Here is a 17260-nt window from a genome sequence, read left to right on the forward strand (position 1 = left end):
CTCATGTACACGTAAGTGCATCTATGAAGGATCCAGGACCGCATCAATGAACTTGGGCTGTTGTGGGTTCCGCTGCGATGCGGTCCACGTACAAAGGCTAAGGTGGATGGTAAGTGTCCATCTCGCCCGTCCGAAGACGAGTAAATCTTAGAATGGTCACTAAGTTGCTTTGTTGTCTAAGCTCGAGGACAGTCAGGCCATGCTCCAGAACGAGCGATCGCTGGTTCCGCCGAGCAAGCCCACACGGTTGTGGTAACGAATCCGCCAGCAACTGCGCCGTTGTGCGACTGCCATTGGGCCTTGGGCGCCTTTGGGCACCGTGCTTGCTAGAGGGGGATGGCACGCTCGCCTTCTAGGCCGAGTGGCAGGACTGGATTTCACACGTTGAGGAGACGGACATGACCAAGTTCAAGCGTTCTCTTACGGTTGCGCTCGCCGTGACCACCGTTGGCACGTCGGCCGGGTGCGCGTCGATGAACAACACCGAGCGCGGCGCGGCGGCGGGTGCCGGCGCGGGCGGCGCCATTGGCGCGGTGATCGGGCGGCAGTCGGGCAACACGGCCCGCGGCGCCATTATCGGCGCGGTGCTGGGCGGCGCGGCGGGTGCGGTGATCGGGCGCCGGATGGACCGCCAAGCGGCGGAGCTGGACAATTCGCTGGAGGGCGCGGAAGTCGAGCGCGTGGGCGAGGGCATCGCGGTGACTTTCGAGTCCGGGGTGCTGTACCCGTTCGACAGCGACCAGGTGCTCCCCGCCGGCCGCGAGAACCTGCGCCGCCTGGCCACGAGCCTGCGCAATTATCCGGGCACCGAAGTGCTGATCGTGGGCCACACCGACGCGCAGGGCGCCGACGACTACAACATGCGCCTCTCGTATCGCCGCGCCGAGGCTGCGCGCCAGTTCCTGGTTGCCCAGGGCATTCCGGCGGGTGACGTTCGCGTGGAAGGCCGCGGCGAATCGGAGCCGGTGGCCGACAACAGCACCGAGTCGGGCCGCGCGCAGAACCGCCGCGTCGAGGTCGCGATCTTCGCGAGCGAGGAGTACCGCCAGCAGGTGCTGCAGCAGAACCAGTAAGCTCCTGGTTGCACGCTGCAGGTAGTGAGTCGCCCCGGTCGCCTTCATGGCGCCGGGGCGACTCGGCGTTTGGGGGTTAGGCGCGGGCGGGGGTTCGTGGACGCTGCCGCGCCCTCGTCTTGTACTGGGGGAGAGTAGATCCTTCGGCGCGCGGGGTGTCGTGCGCGGGCTGGTGCGGCGCGCCTGCGCCTCAGGATGACAAACCGTTGCGCGTCATCACGTCCAGCAGCGCGAAGGCGGCGCGGGCCACCCGGCCTTCGGGATCGCACGACGGGTCGTACGCGGTGAGGGCGATCGCTCCTAACTCGAAGCGGGCGCCGACTGCGTGGACCACTGCTGCCACCTGCTCCAGCGAGAGCCCGCTTGCCGCCGCATAGCTGTTCGCGCGGGCCACCGACGGATCGAGCACGTCGAGGTCGATGTGCAGGTAGACCGTCGGTGTGCGCTGCCGCAGGGTGTCCAACGCGGAGGACAGGCCGTCGTCGACGCGGTTCGGCGGGAGGTGTAATCGCTGATGCGCCAATCACTTCCTTCTCGCCCTCGTTCAGGTCGCGGGCGCCGATCAGCACCACGCGCTCGTCGGGAACGGGGCGGAAGCCGGGAATCGTGCTGGCGAGGCGTGTCCAGCAGCGGCCGGTCGCCGTTGCGAGCGCCATCCCGTCCAGGAAGCCGCTGCCCGTGGTCTCGGGCGTGTTCAGGTCGCCGTGCGCATCCAGCCAGACCACGCCCGGCTCGGCGTCCGCCAGTGCTGCGAGCGTGCCCAGCGCGGTGCCGCAGTTGCCCGCAAGCACGATCGGCAGTTCGCCCGCGGAGCGCGCGTCGTGGACGCGGTCGCGCAGGCGGGCGGCGAGTTCGAACGCCGTGCTGATCTCCGACGTCGGCTCGTCGCGCGGGAGCTCGATGCGTTCGATGGACACCCGATGCCCCGCCGCGCGCAGGTGGTCCTCCAGCCCACATTCGAGCAGGCGATCGGGGCCTGCGCCCATCCGCCAGTCGCGGATGGCGGTGTCGTAGGGGACGGCGATGATGCGCAGGTTCACGCGTGGCTCCGGTCAGGGGCGGGCGGCGAGGACTTCCAGCAGCAGGCGCGCGGCGAGCTTGGCGGTGCGCCCGTCCTGGTCGTACGGCGGCGACGTTTCCATGATGTCGGCGCCGATCAGCCGCGGATCGGTGCACGCGGTGCGGACGATCTCGATCATCTCGCGCGCCGTCAGCCCGCCAATACCCGCCGCGCTCACCCCCGGCGCGAACGCCGCATCGCAGGCATCCATGTCGATGCTCAGGTACAGCGCGTTCGCCCCGCTGGTGGCGCGGTAGAGCGCGGCCTTGGCGACCTTGGTGGCGCCGTGCGTCTCCACCGCGTCCATCGTCGTCAGATGGATGCCCCGGCCGGCTGCGAAGTCCAGGTAGTAGTGCGAGTTGGCGAACCTGCGGATGCCGATCATCGCCACCCGCGCGCCCTCCACGATGCCCGTCTCCAGTGCCCGCCGGAACGGGGTGCCACTGGAAAGGTGCGCCTCGTCGTCGTACTCGCGCACGTCCAGGTGCGCATCCACGGTCATCAGGGCGAGCGCGATGTCCGGGCGCGCGGCGGCCAGCCCGCGAATGATCGATCCAGTACACCCGTGGTCCCCGCCCAGGAAGACGGGCCGCGCGCCGGACGCGAACACCTGGCGAGAGGCTTCCTCGATCGCCCGGTGCGCATCGGCGCCGTTCATCGTGGGGACGGAGACGTCGCCCAGGTCGATGGCGGGAGAGACGTGCCGGTCGCCATCGAAGGTGCCGAAGGAGGACAGCGCCTCGCGGATGGCCTTGGGCCCGAAACGGGCGCCGGGGCGCGACGGGATGCCGCCGTCGTACGGAACGCCGACGACGACGGCGCGGCCCTCCATCGCCTCCTGGCCATCCCACGGGCGCAGCAGCGTGGGCGCGCGGGGGTCGCGCGGGTCGGGCGCGGCGCGCAGGCCGGCGAGCGGATCGGGCGTGGTGTCGGGCACGGGATGCGGGGCGCGGGTTGCTTGCCTGTGGAACGGCAAGGGGACAGGTTAGTGCTGGGGGAGGGAATAGGGAATGGGGAGCAGGGAATAGAACGACGGACGCCGCTCCCCGGACATCACAATCGATTGCGAGCAATGCGCATCCTGACGGGGCTTCAGCCTTCGGGCATCCTTCACATCGGCAACTACTTCGGCGCCATCAAACCCGTTCTGGATCTGCAGGGCAGGGGTGAGGTGTTCCTGTTCCTGGCAGACCTTCACGCGCTCACGTCGCTCACGGACGCCAACGCGCTCCGCGAGAACGTGCGCACCGCGGCGGTGGACCTGCTGGCGTGCGGGCTGAATCCCGAGCTCACGACGATGTGGCGCCAGTCGGACGTGACGTTTCACACGGAGTTGATGTGGATTCTTTCCACCGTCACGCCGATGGGGCTGATGGAGCGCATGGTGGCGTACAAGGAGAAGACGCAGCGCGGTATTTCGTCGAACGTGGGGCTGTTCACCTACCCCATCCTGCAGGCGGCCGACATCCTGGCGTACGACCCCGACCGCGTTCCCGTGGGCAAGGACCAGAAGCAGCACCTGGAGGCCACGCGCGACATCGCCATCAAGATCAACGAGGCGTTCGGCGAGGGCACGCTGAAGCTGCCGGAGGCGCAGATTGCCGAGGACGTTGCCGTCGTGCCGGGGCTGGACGGGCAGAAGATGAGCAAGAGCTACGGCAACACCATCGACATCTTCATGCCCGAAAAGGCGCTGCGGAAGCGGGTGATGCAGATCGTCACCGATTCCACGCCGCTGGAAGATCCCAAGGACCCGGACGCGTCCACTATCGTCGCCCTCTACCGCCTGTTCGCCACGGCGGAGCAGGTGCAGCAGATGAAGGACGAGTTCCGCGCCGGCGGCGTGGGCTACGGCCACTTCAAGCAGCGCCTGTTCGAGGCGATCTGGGAGTTCTACGCACCCATGCGCCAGCGCCGCGAAGAGATCCTGGCCCGCCCCGGCTACGTGGACGAGGTGCTGGCCGAGGGCGCGCGTCGAGCCCGCGAGGTGGCGGGTCCCGTCGTCGAGCGCGTGTGGAAGGCCGTGGGACTGCGCTGACGGGCTGATGCGAACTGCGGCGCGAGCGCGGCGGGGGTGGATGATCGCGGGGGTGGTGATCGCCCTCTATCTCATCACGTACGTGGGATTCCGCGCATCGCGCACGGAGGTGTGGGAGCGCGACGGCAAGCCGTACGTCATCTACCCGGCGGGCGCGACGGCACTCTACTACCTCTTCCGCCCGCTCTCGTACGCCGACGCGGCGCTCACCGGCACGCAGACCCACGTGGGCCCGCACCGCTGATGGAGGCTGACGGCCCGACGTTCCTGACCGTCGGCGGCGTGCGGCTGGAGTGCCGGTGGATCGGGCCGGGGCCGGACGAGGCACCCACGATCGTGTTCCTGCACGAGGGACTGGGATCGGTCTCCACCTGGCGCGACTTCCCGATGCGGCTCGCGGAGGCGACCGGATGCGGTGCGCTGGTCTACTCCCGCGCGGGCTACGGCCGATCCGAGCCCGTCGAGCTCCCGCGGCCTGTGGAGTTCATGCACCATGAGGCGAAGGTGCTGGACGACGTGCTCCGCGCCGCGAGCGTGCGGCGCGCCGTCCTCTTCGGCCACAGCGACGGCGCGTCCATCGCCCTGATCCACGCGGCGAGCCGTCCGTCGGACATCGTCGCCGGGCTGGTGCTGGAGGCGCCCCACGTGTTCGTCGAGAACGTGAGTGTCGACAGCATCACGCGGATCGGGGATGTGTATCGGTCGACGGATCTGCGCGAGCGGCTGGCCCGCCATCACCAGCACGTGGACGTGGCGTTCGGGGGATGGAAGGCGTATGGCTCGATCCGGAGTTCCGCGCGTGGAACATCGAACACCTTCTGCCCTCCATCCGCGTCCCCGCGCTGGTCATCCAGGGTGAAGCCGACGAGTACGGCACGTGGGCGCAGGTGGAAGCGGTCCAGCGCCGGTCCGGCGGACCCGTCGACGTGCTGCGCATCGCGGACTGCGGGCACGCGCCCCACGTGCAGCATCCAGGTCTGGTGATGGATGCCGCTACACGCTTCGCCGACAGCCTTTTCCGCTCGCAGTAGCCATCCATCCCGGAGCGATGCAGCACATTCGCAAGCGGCTGCACGACATCATCTTTCAGCACGACGACCCCGCAGAGCGCGCGTTCGACGTGGTGGTGATCGCCGCCATCGTGCTGAGCATCGTGGTGGTGATGCTGGACAGCGTGGAATCCATCGCGGCCCGGTACGGCGACATCCTGTACGTCGCGGAGTGGTTCTTCACCGTGCTGTTCACCATCGAGTACCTGCTGCGGCTGTGGACCTCGCCCCGGCCGCTTGCGTATGCGCGAAGCTTCTACGGCGTGGTAGACCTGCTCTCGGTGCTCCCCACCTGGTTGAGCGTCCTCTTTCCGCCGGGGCGCTTCCTGGTGGTGCTGCGCGTGCTGCGGGTGCTGCGCGTGTTCCGCATCCTCAAGCTGGCCGAATACGTGGAGCAGGGCGCCGTGCTCTCGGCCGCGCTGCGGGCCAGCCGCTACAAGATCACCGTATTCGTCAGCGCGGTGCTCACGCTATCGGTGATCGTGGGCTCGCTGATGTACCTGATCGAAGGCCCCTCCGCCGGGTTCACCAGCATTCCGCAAAGCGTCTACTGGGCTATCGTTACGCTCACCACCGTCGGGTACGGCGACATCGCGCCGGAGGGCCCGCTGGGCAAGGCGCTGGCGGCCACGCTGATGATCATGGGCTACGGCATCATCGCCGTCCCCACGGGCATCGTAACGCTGGAGCTGGACCGCGCCTCGCGCTCCGCCCGCGTGCGCCGCCCCTGCCCGGGGTGCGGCGTGGACCGCCACGAGCCCGGCTCCGCGTACTGCAGGTACTGCGGGACGCAGCTGTAGACCGGGCCTCCGGTGCGGGTACACGTTGTGCACCCTCGCGCCGGACCCGATATCCACGAGGAGAAACGATGTCCGATTCCAACCCGACGAATACCGAGGGCCGCTACGATTCCGGCACCGACGCCGGCCCTGCCCAGTACGCAGGCGCCACCGACCAGCCGCGCGACAACCCGGCCGGCGACACTCCGCGTGGGACCACGGTGCTGACGCTGGTTTGCGAAACGTGCGGCAAGGACTACTTCTTCGAAAACGAGCAACCTCCCGAGGGGATGGCCTGCGCAAAGTGCGGCGGCACCGTCTTCCGCTCGTTCCACGACAACGTGGGCGACGAAGCGGCCGACGACTTCCGCGACAGCACCGAGCGCGACCTGGACCCCGACGATGCCGAGGGCGACGTGCTGCCGGGTGACATCATGGACCTCAACAACATCTGACGATCCGGATGACGGAATCCACCGGAAGAAGCCTGTTCACCGGGTCGGGCGTGGCGTTAGTCACGCCCTTCGGCGCGGATGGGGCCGTGAACGAGGCCGTGCTCCGCGAACTCGTGCGCTTTCACCTGCGCGAGGGCACCGACGCCCTGATCATCAACGGCAGCACCGGCGAGGCCACCACCATGTCGGTCGACGAGCAGCGCCGGTCCGTCGAGGTGGTGATGGACGAGGTGCGCGCGGGCGACCGCCGCATCCCGGTGATCGCCGGGTGCGGCGGGAGCGACACGGCCGTCGTAGCACGGATCGCCGCCAACGCACGCGAGGCCGGGGCGGACGGCCTGCTCGTCGCCCCGCCGCCGTACAACAAGCCGCCGCAGCGCGGCATCGCCGCCCACTTCCGCGCCGTGATGGACGCGGGCGATCTGCCCACCATCGCCTACAACGTCCCCGGCCGCACCGCGTGCAACCTGCTCCCCGAGACTGTCGCGGAACTGGCGGGTGACGAGCGGCTGGTGGGGGTGAAGGAAGCCAGCGGCGACATCAGCCAGGTAGCGGAGCTCGCGCGGCGGGTGGCGGACCGCATCGCGCTGTACAGCGGCAACGACGACCAGGTGGTGCCGCTGATGTCGCTGGGCGGCAAGGGCGTGATCTCCGTGCTGGCCAACGTGGCCCCGCGCGACACCTCGCGGATGGCGAAGGCGTTCCTGGAGGGCAACCCCGCCGAGGCGTGCGCCATCCAGCTCCGCTTCCTGCCGCTGATCAGCGCGCTCTTCCGCGAGTCCAACCCCATGCCGGTGAAAGCGGGCGTGGGGATGCTGGGATTCGACGTAGGCGATCCGCGGCTTCCGCTCGTCCCGCCGTCGGACGCGGTGCTGAAGGAGTTGAAGGGAGCCATGCGCGAGCTGGGGCTGCTGGAGGGCCGCTGATGGCGAATGTGGTGCGGGTGGTGCTCAGCGGCGCGACGGGGCGGATGGGGACCACCCTCGCGGCGCTGATGGCGAAGGATGGCGGGATGCGGCTGGTGGGGGGGATCGGGCGGGTGCCGGAGAGCGGGTGCGACATCGGCTGCCCGGTGGTGGCGACGCCCGAGACGGCCGGCGCGTGGATGCGCGAGGCCGACGTGGTGATCGACTTCTCGTCGCCCGAGCTGCTGCGGCGGCTGCTGGAGATGCACGGCGACGCGCTGGAGGGCGTGGCCCTCGTCGTCGGCACGACGGGGCTGACGCCGGAGGAGCAGGCCCTGCTCACACGCCAGGCCCAGCGGTCGCCCGTGCTGCAGGCGGCCAACTTCAGCGTGGGTGTGAACCTGCTGCTGGCCCTGTCGGAGCGCGCGGCCGCCGTGCTGGGCGACGACTACGACGTGGAGATCGTGGAGGCGCACCACCGCCGCAAGGTGGACGCGCCCAGCGGCACCGCGCTGGCCCTGGGCGAGTCCGTTGCGCTCGGCCGGGGCGTGGCGCTGGACGACGTGCGCGTGGATGGCCGCGGCGGGCGGCCGGGCGAGCGTCCGCGGGGCGAGGTCGGCTTCCACGCCGTCCGCGGCGGTGACATCGTGGGCGAGCACTCGGTGATGTTCATCGGCGAGCGTGAGCGGATCGAGCTGGGGCACGTGGCCCAGGACCGGGCCCTGTTCGCCGAGGGCGCCCTGCGCGCCGCCCGCTGGCTCGCTGGCCGCGAGCCCGGCGCCTACTCCATGCGCGACGTCCTGGGCCTCGGCTAGTCCGAGCCGGAGACCTCGGCGTGCACCCCCTCCAGGAGCGGGAACCCGCCGCAACAACCGCGGAAAGCCCTCGATCGGGCCGCTGGCGCGTCCCGCCAAGGGCTTCAACAGCACGCCGGCGCGGCCGGGCTAGCACCCGAGCATGGGCGCGCACGACCGCCAGAGCCACACCAAAGCGTGCAGTCCGCGCAGGCGGACATCGTGTGTTTGTTGCAGCGAATTCATTCGCCCGTGCAGGGGCACGTTGCCACCTCTGCCCGGCGGCATCACGCAGAGTGTGTGGCGGATCCTTCAGTCGCTGCCGTTTTTGTCGAGGGGGCGGGTTGGGCGTGGCCGCTCCTTCAGGATGACATCGGTAGCGTGCTGGTCCCTGTTGACCCGGAGGGACGCCGGAGCCATGTTCCGGCGTCCCTTGCGTTTACGCCGCATTCTCCCGATCCGCCGTGCCTGAAACAAACCCCCGCCGCCTCGTCGTACATCTTCGTGAGCAGCGGCCGCTGTACTCCATCCCCGACTGGGCGCTGGACGAAATCCGCGCCGAGGTGCCGGACGAGTGGGAAGTCGTGATCGTGGACGAGCCCGGGGACGGACGCGGCGACGGCGGAGCGGATTCGGCGGAAGCGCTGGAGGCGGTGCGCGGGGCCGAGATCTACCTGGGCTTCGGCGTGCCGGCGCCGCTCTTCGAGGCCGCCACGGCACCGCCCGAGGGCCGGCTTCGCTGGGCGCACAGCGCCTCCGCGGGCGTGGGCGCCTCGCTGCACCCGGCCATGCGGGAGTCGGACGTGGTGCTGACGAACGCGGCGGGCATTTACGCCGAGCCGATGGCCGATACGGTGCTGGCGATGATCCTCCATTTCGCCCGCGGCCTGGACGTCGCCGTCCGCGCCCAGGCGGAGCGCCGCTGGAACAAGGAGCCGTTCGAAGGCGCGGACCCGGTCGGCCGCGAGCTGGCGGAACAGACCGTCGGCGTCGTGGGGCTGGGCGGCATCGGCCGGGCGGTGGCGCGCCGCGCGGTGGCGCTGGGGATGACGACGCTCGCCACGCGGCGCAGCGGCACGGGGGGACCCAAGGGGGTGGAGGTGCTCTCGGGAGAGGGCGCGCTGCACCGGCTGCTCCCCCGCTCCGACTACCTGGTGCTCTGCGTTCCGCAGACGGAGGAAACGCGCGGCCTGGTCGGTGCGCGGGAGCTCGCGATGCTCCGCGACGGCGCGGTGGTGATCAACGTCGCGCGGGGCGGGGTGGTGGACGAGGAGGCGCTGGTGGATGCGCTGCGCGGCGGGCGGCTGCGCGGGGCGGGGCTGGACGTGTTCGCCCGCGAGCCGCTGCCGGATTCGTCGCCCCTGTGGCACCTTCCCAACGTGCTGATAACACCCCATGTTTCGGGTGCGTCGCCCCGGTTCTGGCGGCGGCAGATGGACCTCATCGTCGAAAACCTGCGGCGGTACCAGCGGGGCGAGACGCTTCGCAACACCGTCGACAAGCGGGCGGGATATTAGCGTGGAAAACATCATCAGCGCCGCCGTGCAGCGCGGGGCCAGCGACCTTCACATCAAGGCGGGAGACGTGTTCCGCGCCCGCATCAACGGGCAGCTCATCCCGCTCACCAAGCAGCGGCTGACGCCGGAGCAGACGCGCGCCATCGCCGTGAAGCTCATTCCGCACGAGCGCGACCGCGAGCAGCTGGACGAGCTCCAGGACTACGACTGCTCGTGGGGGCTTCCGGGTGTGGGTCGGTTCCGCGTGAACATCCTGCGGCAGCGCGGCAGCTTCATGATCGTCATGCGGGTGATCCCGTTCGAGATCCCCACCATCGAGCAGCTGGGGCTTCCCTCCGTCGTCCAGGACATTTCGGCGCTGGAACGGGGGATGGTGCTGGTGACGGGCGTGACGGGATCGGGAAAGAGCAGCACGCAGGCGGCCATGCTGGGCTTCATGAACCAGAACATGCGCCGCCACATCGTCACGCTCGAGAACCCCATCGAGTTCCTTCACCGCGACGTCAACTGCTCCATCACGCAGCGCGAGGTGGGCATCGACACCGACAGCTTTCGCGTGGGCCTTCGCGCCGCGCTGCGGCAGGACCCGGACGTCATCCTTATCGGCGAGATGCGCGACACCGAGTCCATCGACATCGCGCTGAAGTCGGCGGAGACGGGGCACCTGGTGATCAGCACGGTGCACACGCGCGACTCGGCGTCCACCATCAGCCGATTGATGGCCACGTTCCCCCCCGAGGAGCAGAAGATGGTGAGGCTGCGCCTGGCCGAGCAGCTGCAGGCGGTGATCTCGCAGCGCCTCCTGCCCAAGAAGGATGGCCAGGGCCGGGTGCTGGCGTCGGAGGTGATGGTGGTCACCGGCACGATCCGTGACTGCATCGTAGACCCGGAGCGCACGGCGGAGATTCCCGACCACATCGCCGAGGGACGGGCGACGTACGGAATGCAGACCTTCGACCAGTGCCTGATGGACCTGGTGGCCAGCGACCAGGTGGATTACGCGGTGGCCAAGGCGGCGGCCACCAATCCCAGCGACTTCGAGCTGAAGCTGAACATGCTTGCCGGCGGCCGGCCGGCCGCCAGCGCCGCGGCCGGTTCGGCGCCGCCCGCGGGCGTGTCACCATCCTACTTCTGATCCCATGCCGTACGCCCTTCTCGTGGCCGCGCAGCTCTTCGGCCTGGTCCTGGTTCCCTTCGGGCTTCCCGGCACCTGGGTGCAGGTGGCGGCGCTGGGCGTATACGGCTGGACCAGCGGCTTCGCCACCATCGGCTGGCCTACGATCATCTTCGCCGCCGTGCTCGCGGCCATCGGCGAGGTGATCGAGTTTTCGCTGGGCGGCCGGTACGCGCGCAAGTACGGCGGCAGCCGCCGCGCGGGGTGGGGCGCCATCATCGGGGGCATCGTCGGCGCCATCGCGGGCGTCCCCGTTCCCGTCATCGGCAGCGTGATCGGCGCGTTCGTGGGCGCCTTCGCGGGCGCGGCGATCTTCGAGTTGACGCTGACCAAGGACTGGCGCAACCCCGAGCTGGGCTCGGCGGTGCGCGTGGGGTGGGGCGCGTTCCTCGGCCGGCTGGTGGCCGTCGCCGCCAAGTCGGCCGTGGCCGTCGCCATCGCCGCGCTGGCGCTGGTTTCCGCGCTCCGCTGACCTTCCACTTGCCCAGGCAGCCCCTGTCCGACGACCTGGCGCGCCTGCGCCGCGAAAACGAGGAGCTTCGCGCGCGCGCCGACGAGGCCGAGCGCCGCAGCGGCCTGTTCTCGGCCATCTGCGACGCCCTGGCCGACCCGGTGCTGGTGACGGACGGCGGCAACCGCATTTTGCTGGAGAACCGGCGCGCGCGGTCGCTCTTTCACGCCAACCCGGGCGACCAAGACGAGCGGCGGCGGATGGTGGAGGTGAACAACTTCCTGTTCACCTCCTTTCTGGCCCGCCCCCGCCCGCCGATGGTGGAGGCGCGCGAGCTGACGCTGGTGGACCCCGACACCGGCCACGAGCTGCTGTTCGAGGCCGTCCCGGCGCCGCTGCCGGCGGGGGCCGCGGTGCCGCGCGACGCCACTGTCTCGCTGTTGCGCGACGTCACCGAGCTGCGAAAGACGTCGAACCAGCTCGGGCACCAGGTGCGCCGCGCCCAGCAGGCCGAGGTGCGCGCCCGCGGCGAGCGCGACCAGCTGAACCTGATCCTGGCGCACGTGGGCGCGCCCGTCGTGGTCACCGACCACCGCGGTGCCGTGGTGATGATGAACCGCGAGGCGCAGCGGATCTTTCGCCCCGAGGCGATCCCCGGCGGCGTGCCCGACGCCGCGGCCGCCGCCAACGCGGACCGCTTCTTCGCCGCGGTCGAGGAGTTCGCGCTGGGCGAAGAGGCCGCGGCGGTTACGCGGGTGGACCTGCGCGAGCCGTCGTCGCGGCAGGACCTGCCCGCCGAGCTCATCTCCGGGCGCATCCGCGACGGCGACGGGGCCACGGCGGCGGTGGTCTCCATCCTCCACGACCTCACGCACGAGGTGGAGAACGCGCGCCTGGCCGCCGAGCTGGCGCGGGTGAACGCTGGGCTGGAGCACTCCATCCGCGAAGCCACCGCCGAGCTCAAGGAGCAGAACCGGGAGCTCGCCTGGCAGCGCCAGGAGCTGGAGCGCGCCTACCGGCACAAGAGCGAGTTCCTGGCGAGCATGAGCCACGAGCTGCGCACGCCCATCAACGCGCTGCTGGGCTACACCTCGCTTCTCCGCGAGCGCATCTACGGCGACCTCACCCCGCGCCAGGACCAGGCGCTGGTGCGCATCCACTCGTCCAGCGAGCACCTGCTGGAGCTGGTGGACGACATCCTGGACCTGGCCAAGATCGAGGCGGGGCGCATGCCGCTTCACCTGGAGCCGCTGGACATCGCCTCGCTCATCGGCGAGCTGACGGACGGCGTGGAGCCGCTGGCCCGGCGGAAGGGGCTGCAGCTGCGGGTGGACGTTCCCGAAGCGCTCCCCGTCCTGGTCACCGACCGCTTCCGCGTGAAGCAGGTGGTGCTGAACCTGCTCTCCAACGCCATCAAGTTTACCCACGAGGGGACGGTGTCGGTGCGCACCCGCCAGCTGGAGGGCGGGGTGGAGGTGCAGGTGGCCGACACGGGCATCGGCATTCCGGCGGACGAGCTGGCCAGCATCTTCGACGACTTCCGGCAGGTGGACCAGTCGTCCACGCGGGAGTACGGCGGCACGGGGCTGGGGCTTTCCATCGTCCGCAAGCTGCTGGGGCTGCTGGGCGGCGCCATCCGCGTGGAGTCCGAACCCGGCCAGGGTTCGGTGTTCACCGTCACGCTGCCGCTGCGCAGCTTCGAGGCGCGCGAGGGCGAAGAGGCCATCCGCCGCGCCATGCAGGGCGAGGCCGTGATCGTCCACGACGGCGTCGCCCGCCCGCTCCCCCCGCCCGACTCGGCCCGCGGCTAGCGTCCGATTTCACCGCGCATCTCCCTGCGAAATCTCGCGGTTCTCCCGAAGGAATCTCGACGCGTGACGGCTTACAGGCTCGCCATCTTCGATTTCGACGGCACGCTGGCCGATTCGTTTCCCTGGTTCCTCCAGCGCTTCAACGATCTCGCGGACCGCCACCGGTTCAAGCGCATCGAGGAGCACGAGGTGGAGTCGCTGCGTGGAAACAGCGCGCGTCAGATGATGGCGCACCTGCGCCTTCCCGCCTGGCGGCTGCCGCTGGTCGCCCGCGACATGCGCGCGTGGATGGCACAGGACATCCACACCCTGCGCCCGTTCCCCGGAGTTCCGGAGATGCTTCACGCGCTGGCGGATGCGGGCGTGGAGCTGGCCGTCGTCACCTCCAACTCGTACGAGAACGTGCGGCGGGTGCTCGGTACCGAAACGGCGGGGCTGATGGCGCACGTGGAGTGCGGCGCGTCGATGTTCGGCAAACGGGCGCGATTCCGGCGGGTGCTCCGGCGCAGCGGCACTCCGGCGGCGCACGTCATTAGCATCGGCGACGAGATCCGGGACGCGGAGGCGGCGCAGGCGGCCGGCATCGACTTCGGCGCGGTGGCGTGGGGGTACACCAGCCCGCCGAGCCTGCGCGCCCAATCGCCGGCCCTGTTCTTCGACAGCGTGGAAGACATCGTCCGGGCACTGGTGGGGCCCGTCTCACGACCCTGAATCGACCATGATGGACAACTCGCAATCGGACGGCATCGTCCAGAGCGGCCCCGGCGGGTTGCCCTTCGTCACGCTCGTGACTGGCGACGGCGCGCGGGCGGTGGTGTGCCTGCACGGTGCGCACGTCACCTCGTGGGTGCCCGCGGGCGAGGACGGCGACCGGCTGTTCCTGAGCAGCCGGTCGGAGTTCCGCGAGGGCACGGCCATCCGTGGCGGCGTGCCGATCAGCTTTCCCCAGTTCGCCACGCAGGGCCCGCTGCCCAAGCACGGCTTCGCACGGCTGACCACGTGGGAGCTGGTCTCCCTCGAAGCCGGCTCGGAAGCCGTTGCCGTCTTTCGCCTTGCCGATTCGGCGGAGACGCGGGCGATCTGGCCGCACCCGTTCGTCGCGGAGATGACCGTCCGCGTGTCGGGGGCGTCGATTTCCATGGAGTTCGTCGTCGGGAATACGGGGCAGGACCCGTTCTCATTCACGGCCGCGCTGCACACCTATCTCCGCGTCTATGACGTGCGGGAGGCGGCGATCGTGGGGCTGCAGGGGACGCGCTACCGCGACAAGGCCGCGGGTGAGACGGAGCCGGAGGACCGCGAGCGGGAACTGCGGATTGACGGCGAGGTGGATCGCGTCTACCTGAACGCGCCCCGGGTGGTCGAACTGCAGGAAGGCGGGCGCACCGTCGAGGTGGCATCCACCGGCTTCGCCGACATCGTGGTCTGGAACCCCGGTGCGGAGGCTGCCGCCAAGCTCGCCGACATGGAGCCGGACGGGCACCTGCGGATGCTCTGCATCGAGGCCGCGGCGGCCGGGTCTCCCGTCTACGTGGCGCCGGGCGAGCGATGGATCGGCTCGCAAACGCTGACCGCCCGATGACGATCTTCTCCGCGGGAAGCCCGCCATCGGCCGCCCTGCGCGCCGCGGTGGGAGAGATCGACATCTACCTGTTCGACCAGCTCCTGAAGGGCGCGTTCGACTCCGCGCGGAGCGTCCTGGACGCGGGATGCGGATCCGGCCGCAACCTGGTGCCATTCCTCCGTGGCGGATACGAGGTGTTCGGCGTCGATCGCGATGAGCGCGCGATCGCTCGGGTGCGCCGGATGGCCGCGGAACTGGCTCCTGCACTGCATGCGGACAACTTCCAGGTTGGCGAGGTGGACGCGCTGCCGTACGGGGACGAGCGGATGGACGCGGTGATCAGCAGCGCCGTGCTGCACTTCGCGAGCGATGAACGGGAGTTCGATGCGATGCTGAACGAGATGTGGCGGGTGCTGCGGCCCGGCGGCCTCTTCTTCGCGCGCCTGGCGACCAGCATCGGTTTGGAGTCGCGGCTGCCGTCCTCATCGCCCGGCCGCTATCGCCTGCCGGACGGCAGCGAGCGGTTCCTGATGGACGAAGCCGGCCTGCTGGAGCGCACCGAATCCCTCGGCGCCACGCTTGCGGAGCCGATCAAGACGACCAACGTGCAGAACCTGCGGGCGATGACCACCTGGTGCCTGCGGAAGCGGACCTGAGCTCCATCCATCGAACGATGCGCCCCACGCTGTCGATCTTCGTCATCCTCCTTGCGGCGGCCTGCGCCCGTCCGGAGCCGCCGGACGAGCAGTCGGCCGCCTACGCTCCGTTCGCGCGCTGCACCGGGGACGAGCGGCGAGCCTGCATGGCCCAGGTAGAGGCGCGGGAAATCGCGAACGCCGGTGGCCGCGTGCAGCGCCGGGGACAGCGGCTGACGATTCGCCTGGGCAACGGGGAGACGACTGCTCTCGTGAACGACACGTCGGACAGCGGCAGCGCAAAACGGTACGTCTACGCTGGATACCTGCCCTCCATCCGACACCACGTCGTGGAAGTCGGCTACTACGAGGGCAGCGCCGTGGTGCTGCTTCACGAGCAGACCGGCGCTACGACGGACGTTCACGGGTTTCCGGCCGTGGCGCCCGGCGGGCGGCGGATCGCCACCGCGTCGGTGGACCTGATCGCGGGGTACACTCCCAACCACATCCGGGTCTGGCGCGTTACGGATACGCACCTGCAACTGGAGTGGGGGCTGGACGGCGGCACCCAATGGGGCGCGTCGGACCCCGTGTGGCGCGGCCCGCACGTGGTGACGTTCACGCGGCACACGCTGCCGTCCCCATCCGCCGGCCCCAACGAGGTCGTCCGCACGCCCATGCGCCTGGACCTGCGCAACGGCGGCCTCACGGTGCAGCCCCAAGACCCCTGACCCCGAGCCGATTGCGCCCGCGGCGGCGCGTGCCCAGTTTGCATCCTGCCTTTTGCGTCCCCCAGCCCCGCATTCCAGGAGAGGTCCCGTGACCGAGACGATCGTCGCCCCGCCCGCGCCGCAGCCTGTGCAGGCCCAGTTCGACGTTTCCGCCATCATGGGCGGCCTGTACGGCGACGGTATCATCGGCTACAAGGGCGCCTTCAGCCGCGAATGGGTGCAGGAGTTGGGCGAGGACATCGAGGAGCTGTTCCAGGACGCGCTCAAGCGCCCGGGCGGCGCGGTGGGGCGCGGGCCCAAGCGGTACTACGTGGAGATCCATCCCGAAAAGATCCGCGGGTTCGTGGACCTGGTCACGCATCCGTGGGTGGTGGCCGTGTGCACGGCCGTGCTGGGGCCGGAGTACAAGATCGTGGAGATCGGGTTCGACGTGCCCGGGCCCGGCGCGCAGGACCAGCCCTGGCACCGCGACTTTCCCGCGCCCGAAGACACGCTCATCGGACGCCGCCTGAACTCGCTGGCGTTCAACGTGACCACCGTCGACGTGTTCGAGGACATGGGGCCCTTCGAGATCGCCCCGGGCACGCAGTGGGACACGCCCGAGGGGTTCGAGCACGAGATGTTTCCGGCCAAGTCGCTCTATCCTCGCTACCTCGAGCGGGCGCAGCGGAAGATGCCCAAGATGGGCGACATCTCGGCCCGGTCGGCGCTCACCATCCACCGAGGCACCGCGAACCTCAGCCAGAAGTCGCGCCCGGTGCTGGTGCTGGGCGTGGACGCCCCCGGTGCCGACAACTCCGAGCGTCACGACCTGCAGTTCAGCCGCGCGTACTACGAGGCGCTGCCGGACGAGGTGAAGCAGCACCTGACCTGCCGCGTGGTGGAGGAGCTGGAGCCCATCGTGCAGGCGCACAGCATCGAGGGCCTGATGATGGGCGAGGCGTAACTATCCGCTGAATCGGAAGCCGGAGATAGTCGTGGCAACACTCGAACAGGAAATCAGCGAGCGATTGGCGCAGTTGGACCCTGCACAGCAGCGCGCAGTCCTGGATTACGCAAATGCTCTCGGCGAGTCTCCGCGCCGTGACGGTTCAGGCGCGGCACTGCTGCGCTTCGCGGGTACCATGGACCGAGAAGTCGCGCGTGAGATAGCGGAGGCAATCGAGGCGGCCGGTGAGCGTGTAGAGAAACCGCGCTCCTGCGGTTGACACCCGCCGGGCGGCT

General features: G+C 69.8%; 20 protein-coding genes and 1 pseudogene. 18 read left to right on the forward strand and 3 right to left on the reverse strand.

Annotated features, from left to right (window positions below; translation table 11 throughout):
• Positions 1-398: 398 nt before the first annotated feature.
• Positions 399-1073 (forward strand): OmpA family protein, encoded by a 675-nt coding sequence (locus VF632_RS11260; RefSeq protein ID WP_331022984.1) that lies wholly within the window; start codon positions 399-401, stop codon positions 1071-1073.
• 190 nt (positions 1074-1263) lie between these two features.
• Here VF632_RS11260 and VF632_RS11265 read toward each other — a convergent pair whose 3' ends face one another.
• The 3 genes and pseudogenes from VF632_RS11265 to VF632_RS11270 all read right to left on the reverse strand — a co-directional run bounded on the left by VF632_RS11265 (position 1264) and on the right by VF632_RS11270 (position 3070).
• The gene (locus VF632_RS11265) at positions 1264-1596 is read right to left on the reverse strand and encodes an arginase family protein (protein ID WP_331022985.1); all 333 of its coding nucleotides are present in this window, start codon (positions 1594-1596) and stop codon (positions 1264-1266) included.
• 58 nt (positions 1597-1654) lie between these two features.
• A pseudogene (locus VF632_RS28230) lies at positions 1655-2059 on the reverse strand (arginase family protein); the annotation flags it as partial.
• A gap of 66 nt (positions 2060-2125) precedes the next feature.
• On the reverse strand, positions 2126-3070 hold the full coding sequence (locus VF632_RS11270) for an agmatinase family protein (protein WP_331022986.1): 945 nt from the start codon (positions 3068-3070) through the stop codon (positions 2126-2128).
• A 135-nt stretch (positions 3071-3205) separates the two neighbouring features.
• On the opposite strand from VF632_RS11270, the gene trpS reads away from it, so the two are divergent.
• The 17 genes from trpS (at position 3206) to VF632_RS11355 (ending at position 17244) form a co-directional block, all read left to right on the forward strand.
• A complete protein-coding gene (trpS, locus tag VF632_RS11275; RefSeq protein WP_331022987.1) occupies positions 3206-4171 on the forward strand; it encodes a tryptophan--tRNA ligase in 966 nt (321 codons plus the stop codon).
• A 7-nt stretch (positions 4172-4178) separates the two neighbouring features.
• Complete coding sequence (locus VF632_RS11280; protein ID WP_331022988.1) at positions 4179-4415, forward strand: hypothetical protein; 237 nt, start codon at positions 4179-4181, stop codon at positions 4413-4415.
• The gene (locus VF632_RS11285; protein WP_331022989.1) at positions 4415-5155 is read left to right on the forward strand and encodes an alpha/beta hydrolase; all 741 of its coding nucleotides are present in this window, start codon (positions 4415-4417) and stop codon (positions 5153-5155) included. Before VF632_RS11280 ends, VF632_RS11285 begins: the two co-directional genes overlap by 1 nt.
• Before the next feature lie 64 nt (positions 5156-5219).
• Positions 5220-6020: an ion transporter gene (locus VF632_RS11290; protein WP_331022990.1), complete on the forward strand. Its 801-nt coding sequence runs from the start codon at positions 5220-5222 to the stop codon at positions 6018-6020.
• Between the two features lie 68 nt (positions 6021-6088).
• Complete coding sequence (locus tag VF632_RS11295) at positions 6089-6454, forward strand: hypothetical protein (RefSeq protein ID WP_331022991.1); 366 nt, start codon at positions 6089-6091, stop codon at positions 6452-6454.
• A gap of 8 nt (positions 6455-6462) precedes the next feature.
• The gene (gene dapA, locus VF632_RS11300; protein WP_331022992.1) at positions 6463-7380 is read left to right on the forward strand and encodes a 4-hydroxy-tetrahydrodipicolinate synthase; all 918 of its coding nucleotides are present in this window, start codon (positions 6463-6465) and stop codon (positions 7378-7380) included.
• Entirely contained in the window at positions 7380-8174 is a 795-nt protein-coding gene (dapB, locus tag VF632_RS11305; protein ID WP_331022993.1) for a 4-hydroxy-tetrahydrodipicolinate reductase, read from the forward strand. The genes dapA and dapB overlap by 1 nt, the downstream gene beginning before the upstream one ends.
• Before the next feature lie 443 nt (positions 8175-8617).
• On the forward strand, positions 8618-9670 hold the full coding sequence (locus VF632_RS11310) for a D-2-hydroxyacid dehydrogenase (protein WP_331022994.1): 1053 nt from the start codon (positions 8618-8620) through the stop codon (positions 9668-9670).
• A 1-nt stretch (position 9671) separates the two neighbouring features.
• Positions 9672-10805 (forward strand): PilT/PilU family type 4a pilus ATPase, encoded by a 1134-nt coding sequence (locus tag VF632_RS11315; RefSeq protein WP_331022995.1) that lies wholly within the window; start codon positions 9672-9674, stop codon positions 10803-10805.
• Between the two features lie 4 nt (positions 10806-10809).
• Positions 10810-11316 (forward strand): DUF456 domain-containing protein, encoded by a 507-nt coding sequence (locus tag VF632_RS11320; RefSeq protein ID WP_331022996.1) that lies wholly within the window; start codon positions 10810-10812, stop codon positions 11314-11316.
• An 8-nt stretch (positions 11317-11324) separates the two neighbouring features.
• Positions 11325-13106, forward strand: coding sequence for a sensor histidine kinase (locus VF632_RS11325; RefSeq protein ID WP_331022997.1), 1782 nt, complete (start codon positions 11325-11327; stop codon positions 13104-13106).
• A 63-nt stretch (positions 13107-13169) separates the two neighbouring features.
• On the forward strand, positions 13170-13817 hold the full coding sequence (locus VF632_RS11330) for an HAD hydrolase-like protein (protein WP_331022998.1): 648 nt from the start codon (positions 13170-13172) through the stop codon (positions 13815-13817).
• Positions 13818-13824: 7 nt separating this feature from the next.
• Positions 13825-14688, forward strand: a complete 864-nt coding sequence (locus tag VF632_RS11335) for a D-hexose-6-phosphate mutarotase (protein ID WP_331022999.1) — start codon at positions 13825-13827, stop codon at positions 14686-14688.
• A complete protein-coding gene (locus tag VF632_RS11340) occupies positions 14685-15326 on the forward strand; it encodes a class I SAM-dependent methyltransferase (protein WP_331023000.1) in 642 nt (213 codons plus the stop codon). Before VF632_RS11335 ends, VF632_RS11340 begins: the two co-directional genes overlap by 4 nt.
• Entirely contained in the window at positions 15305-16036 is a 732-nt protein-coding gene (locus tag VF632_RS11345; RefSeq protein WP_331023001.1) for a hypothetical protein, read from the forward strand. Before VF632_RS11340 ends, VF632_RS11345 begins: the two co-directional genes overlap by 22 nt.
• A gap of 157 nt (positions 16037-16193) precedes the next feature.
• The gene (locus tag VF632_RS11350; RefSeq protein ID WP_349263994.1) at positions 16194-16982 is read left to right on the forward strand and encodes a phytanoyl-CoA dioxygenase family protein; all 789 of its coding nucleotides are present in this window, start codon (positions 16194-16196) and stop codon (positions 16980-16982) included.
• A 31-nt stretch (positions 16983-17013) separates the two neighbouring features.
• Positions 17014-17244, forward strand: a complete 231-nt coding sequence (locus VF632_RS11355) for a hypothetical protein (protein WP_331023003.1) — start codon at positions 17014-17016, stop codon at positions 17242-17244.
• Positions 17245-17260: the final 16 nt, after the last annotated feature.

The sequence above is a fragment of the Longimicrobium sp. genome, assembly GCF_036388275.1.
Classification (GTDB): Bacteria; Gemmatimonadota; Gemmatimonadetes; order Longimicrobiales; family Longimicrobiaceae; genus Longimicrobium.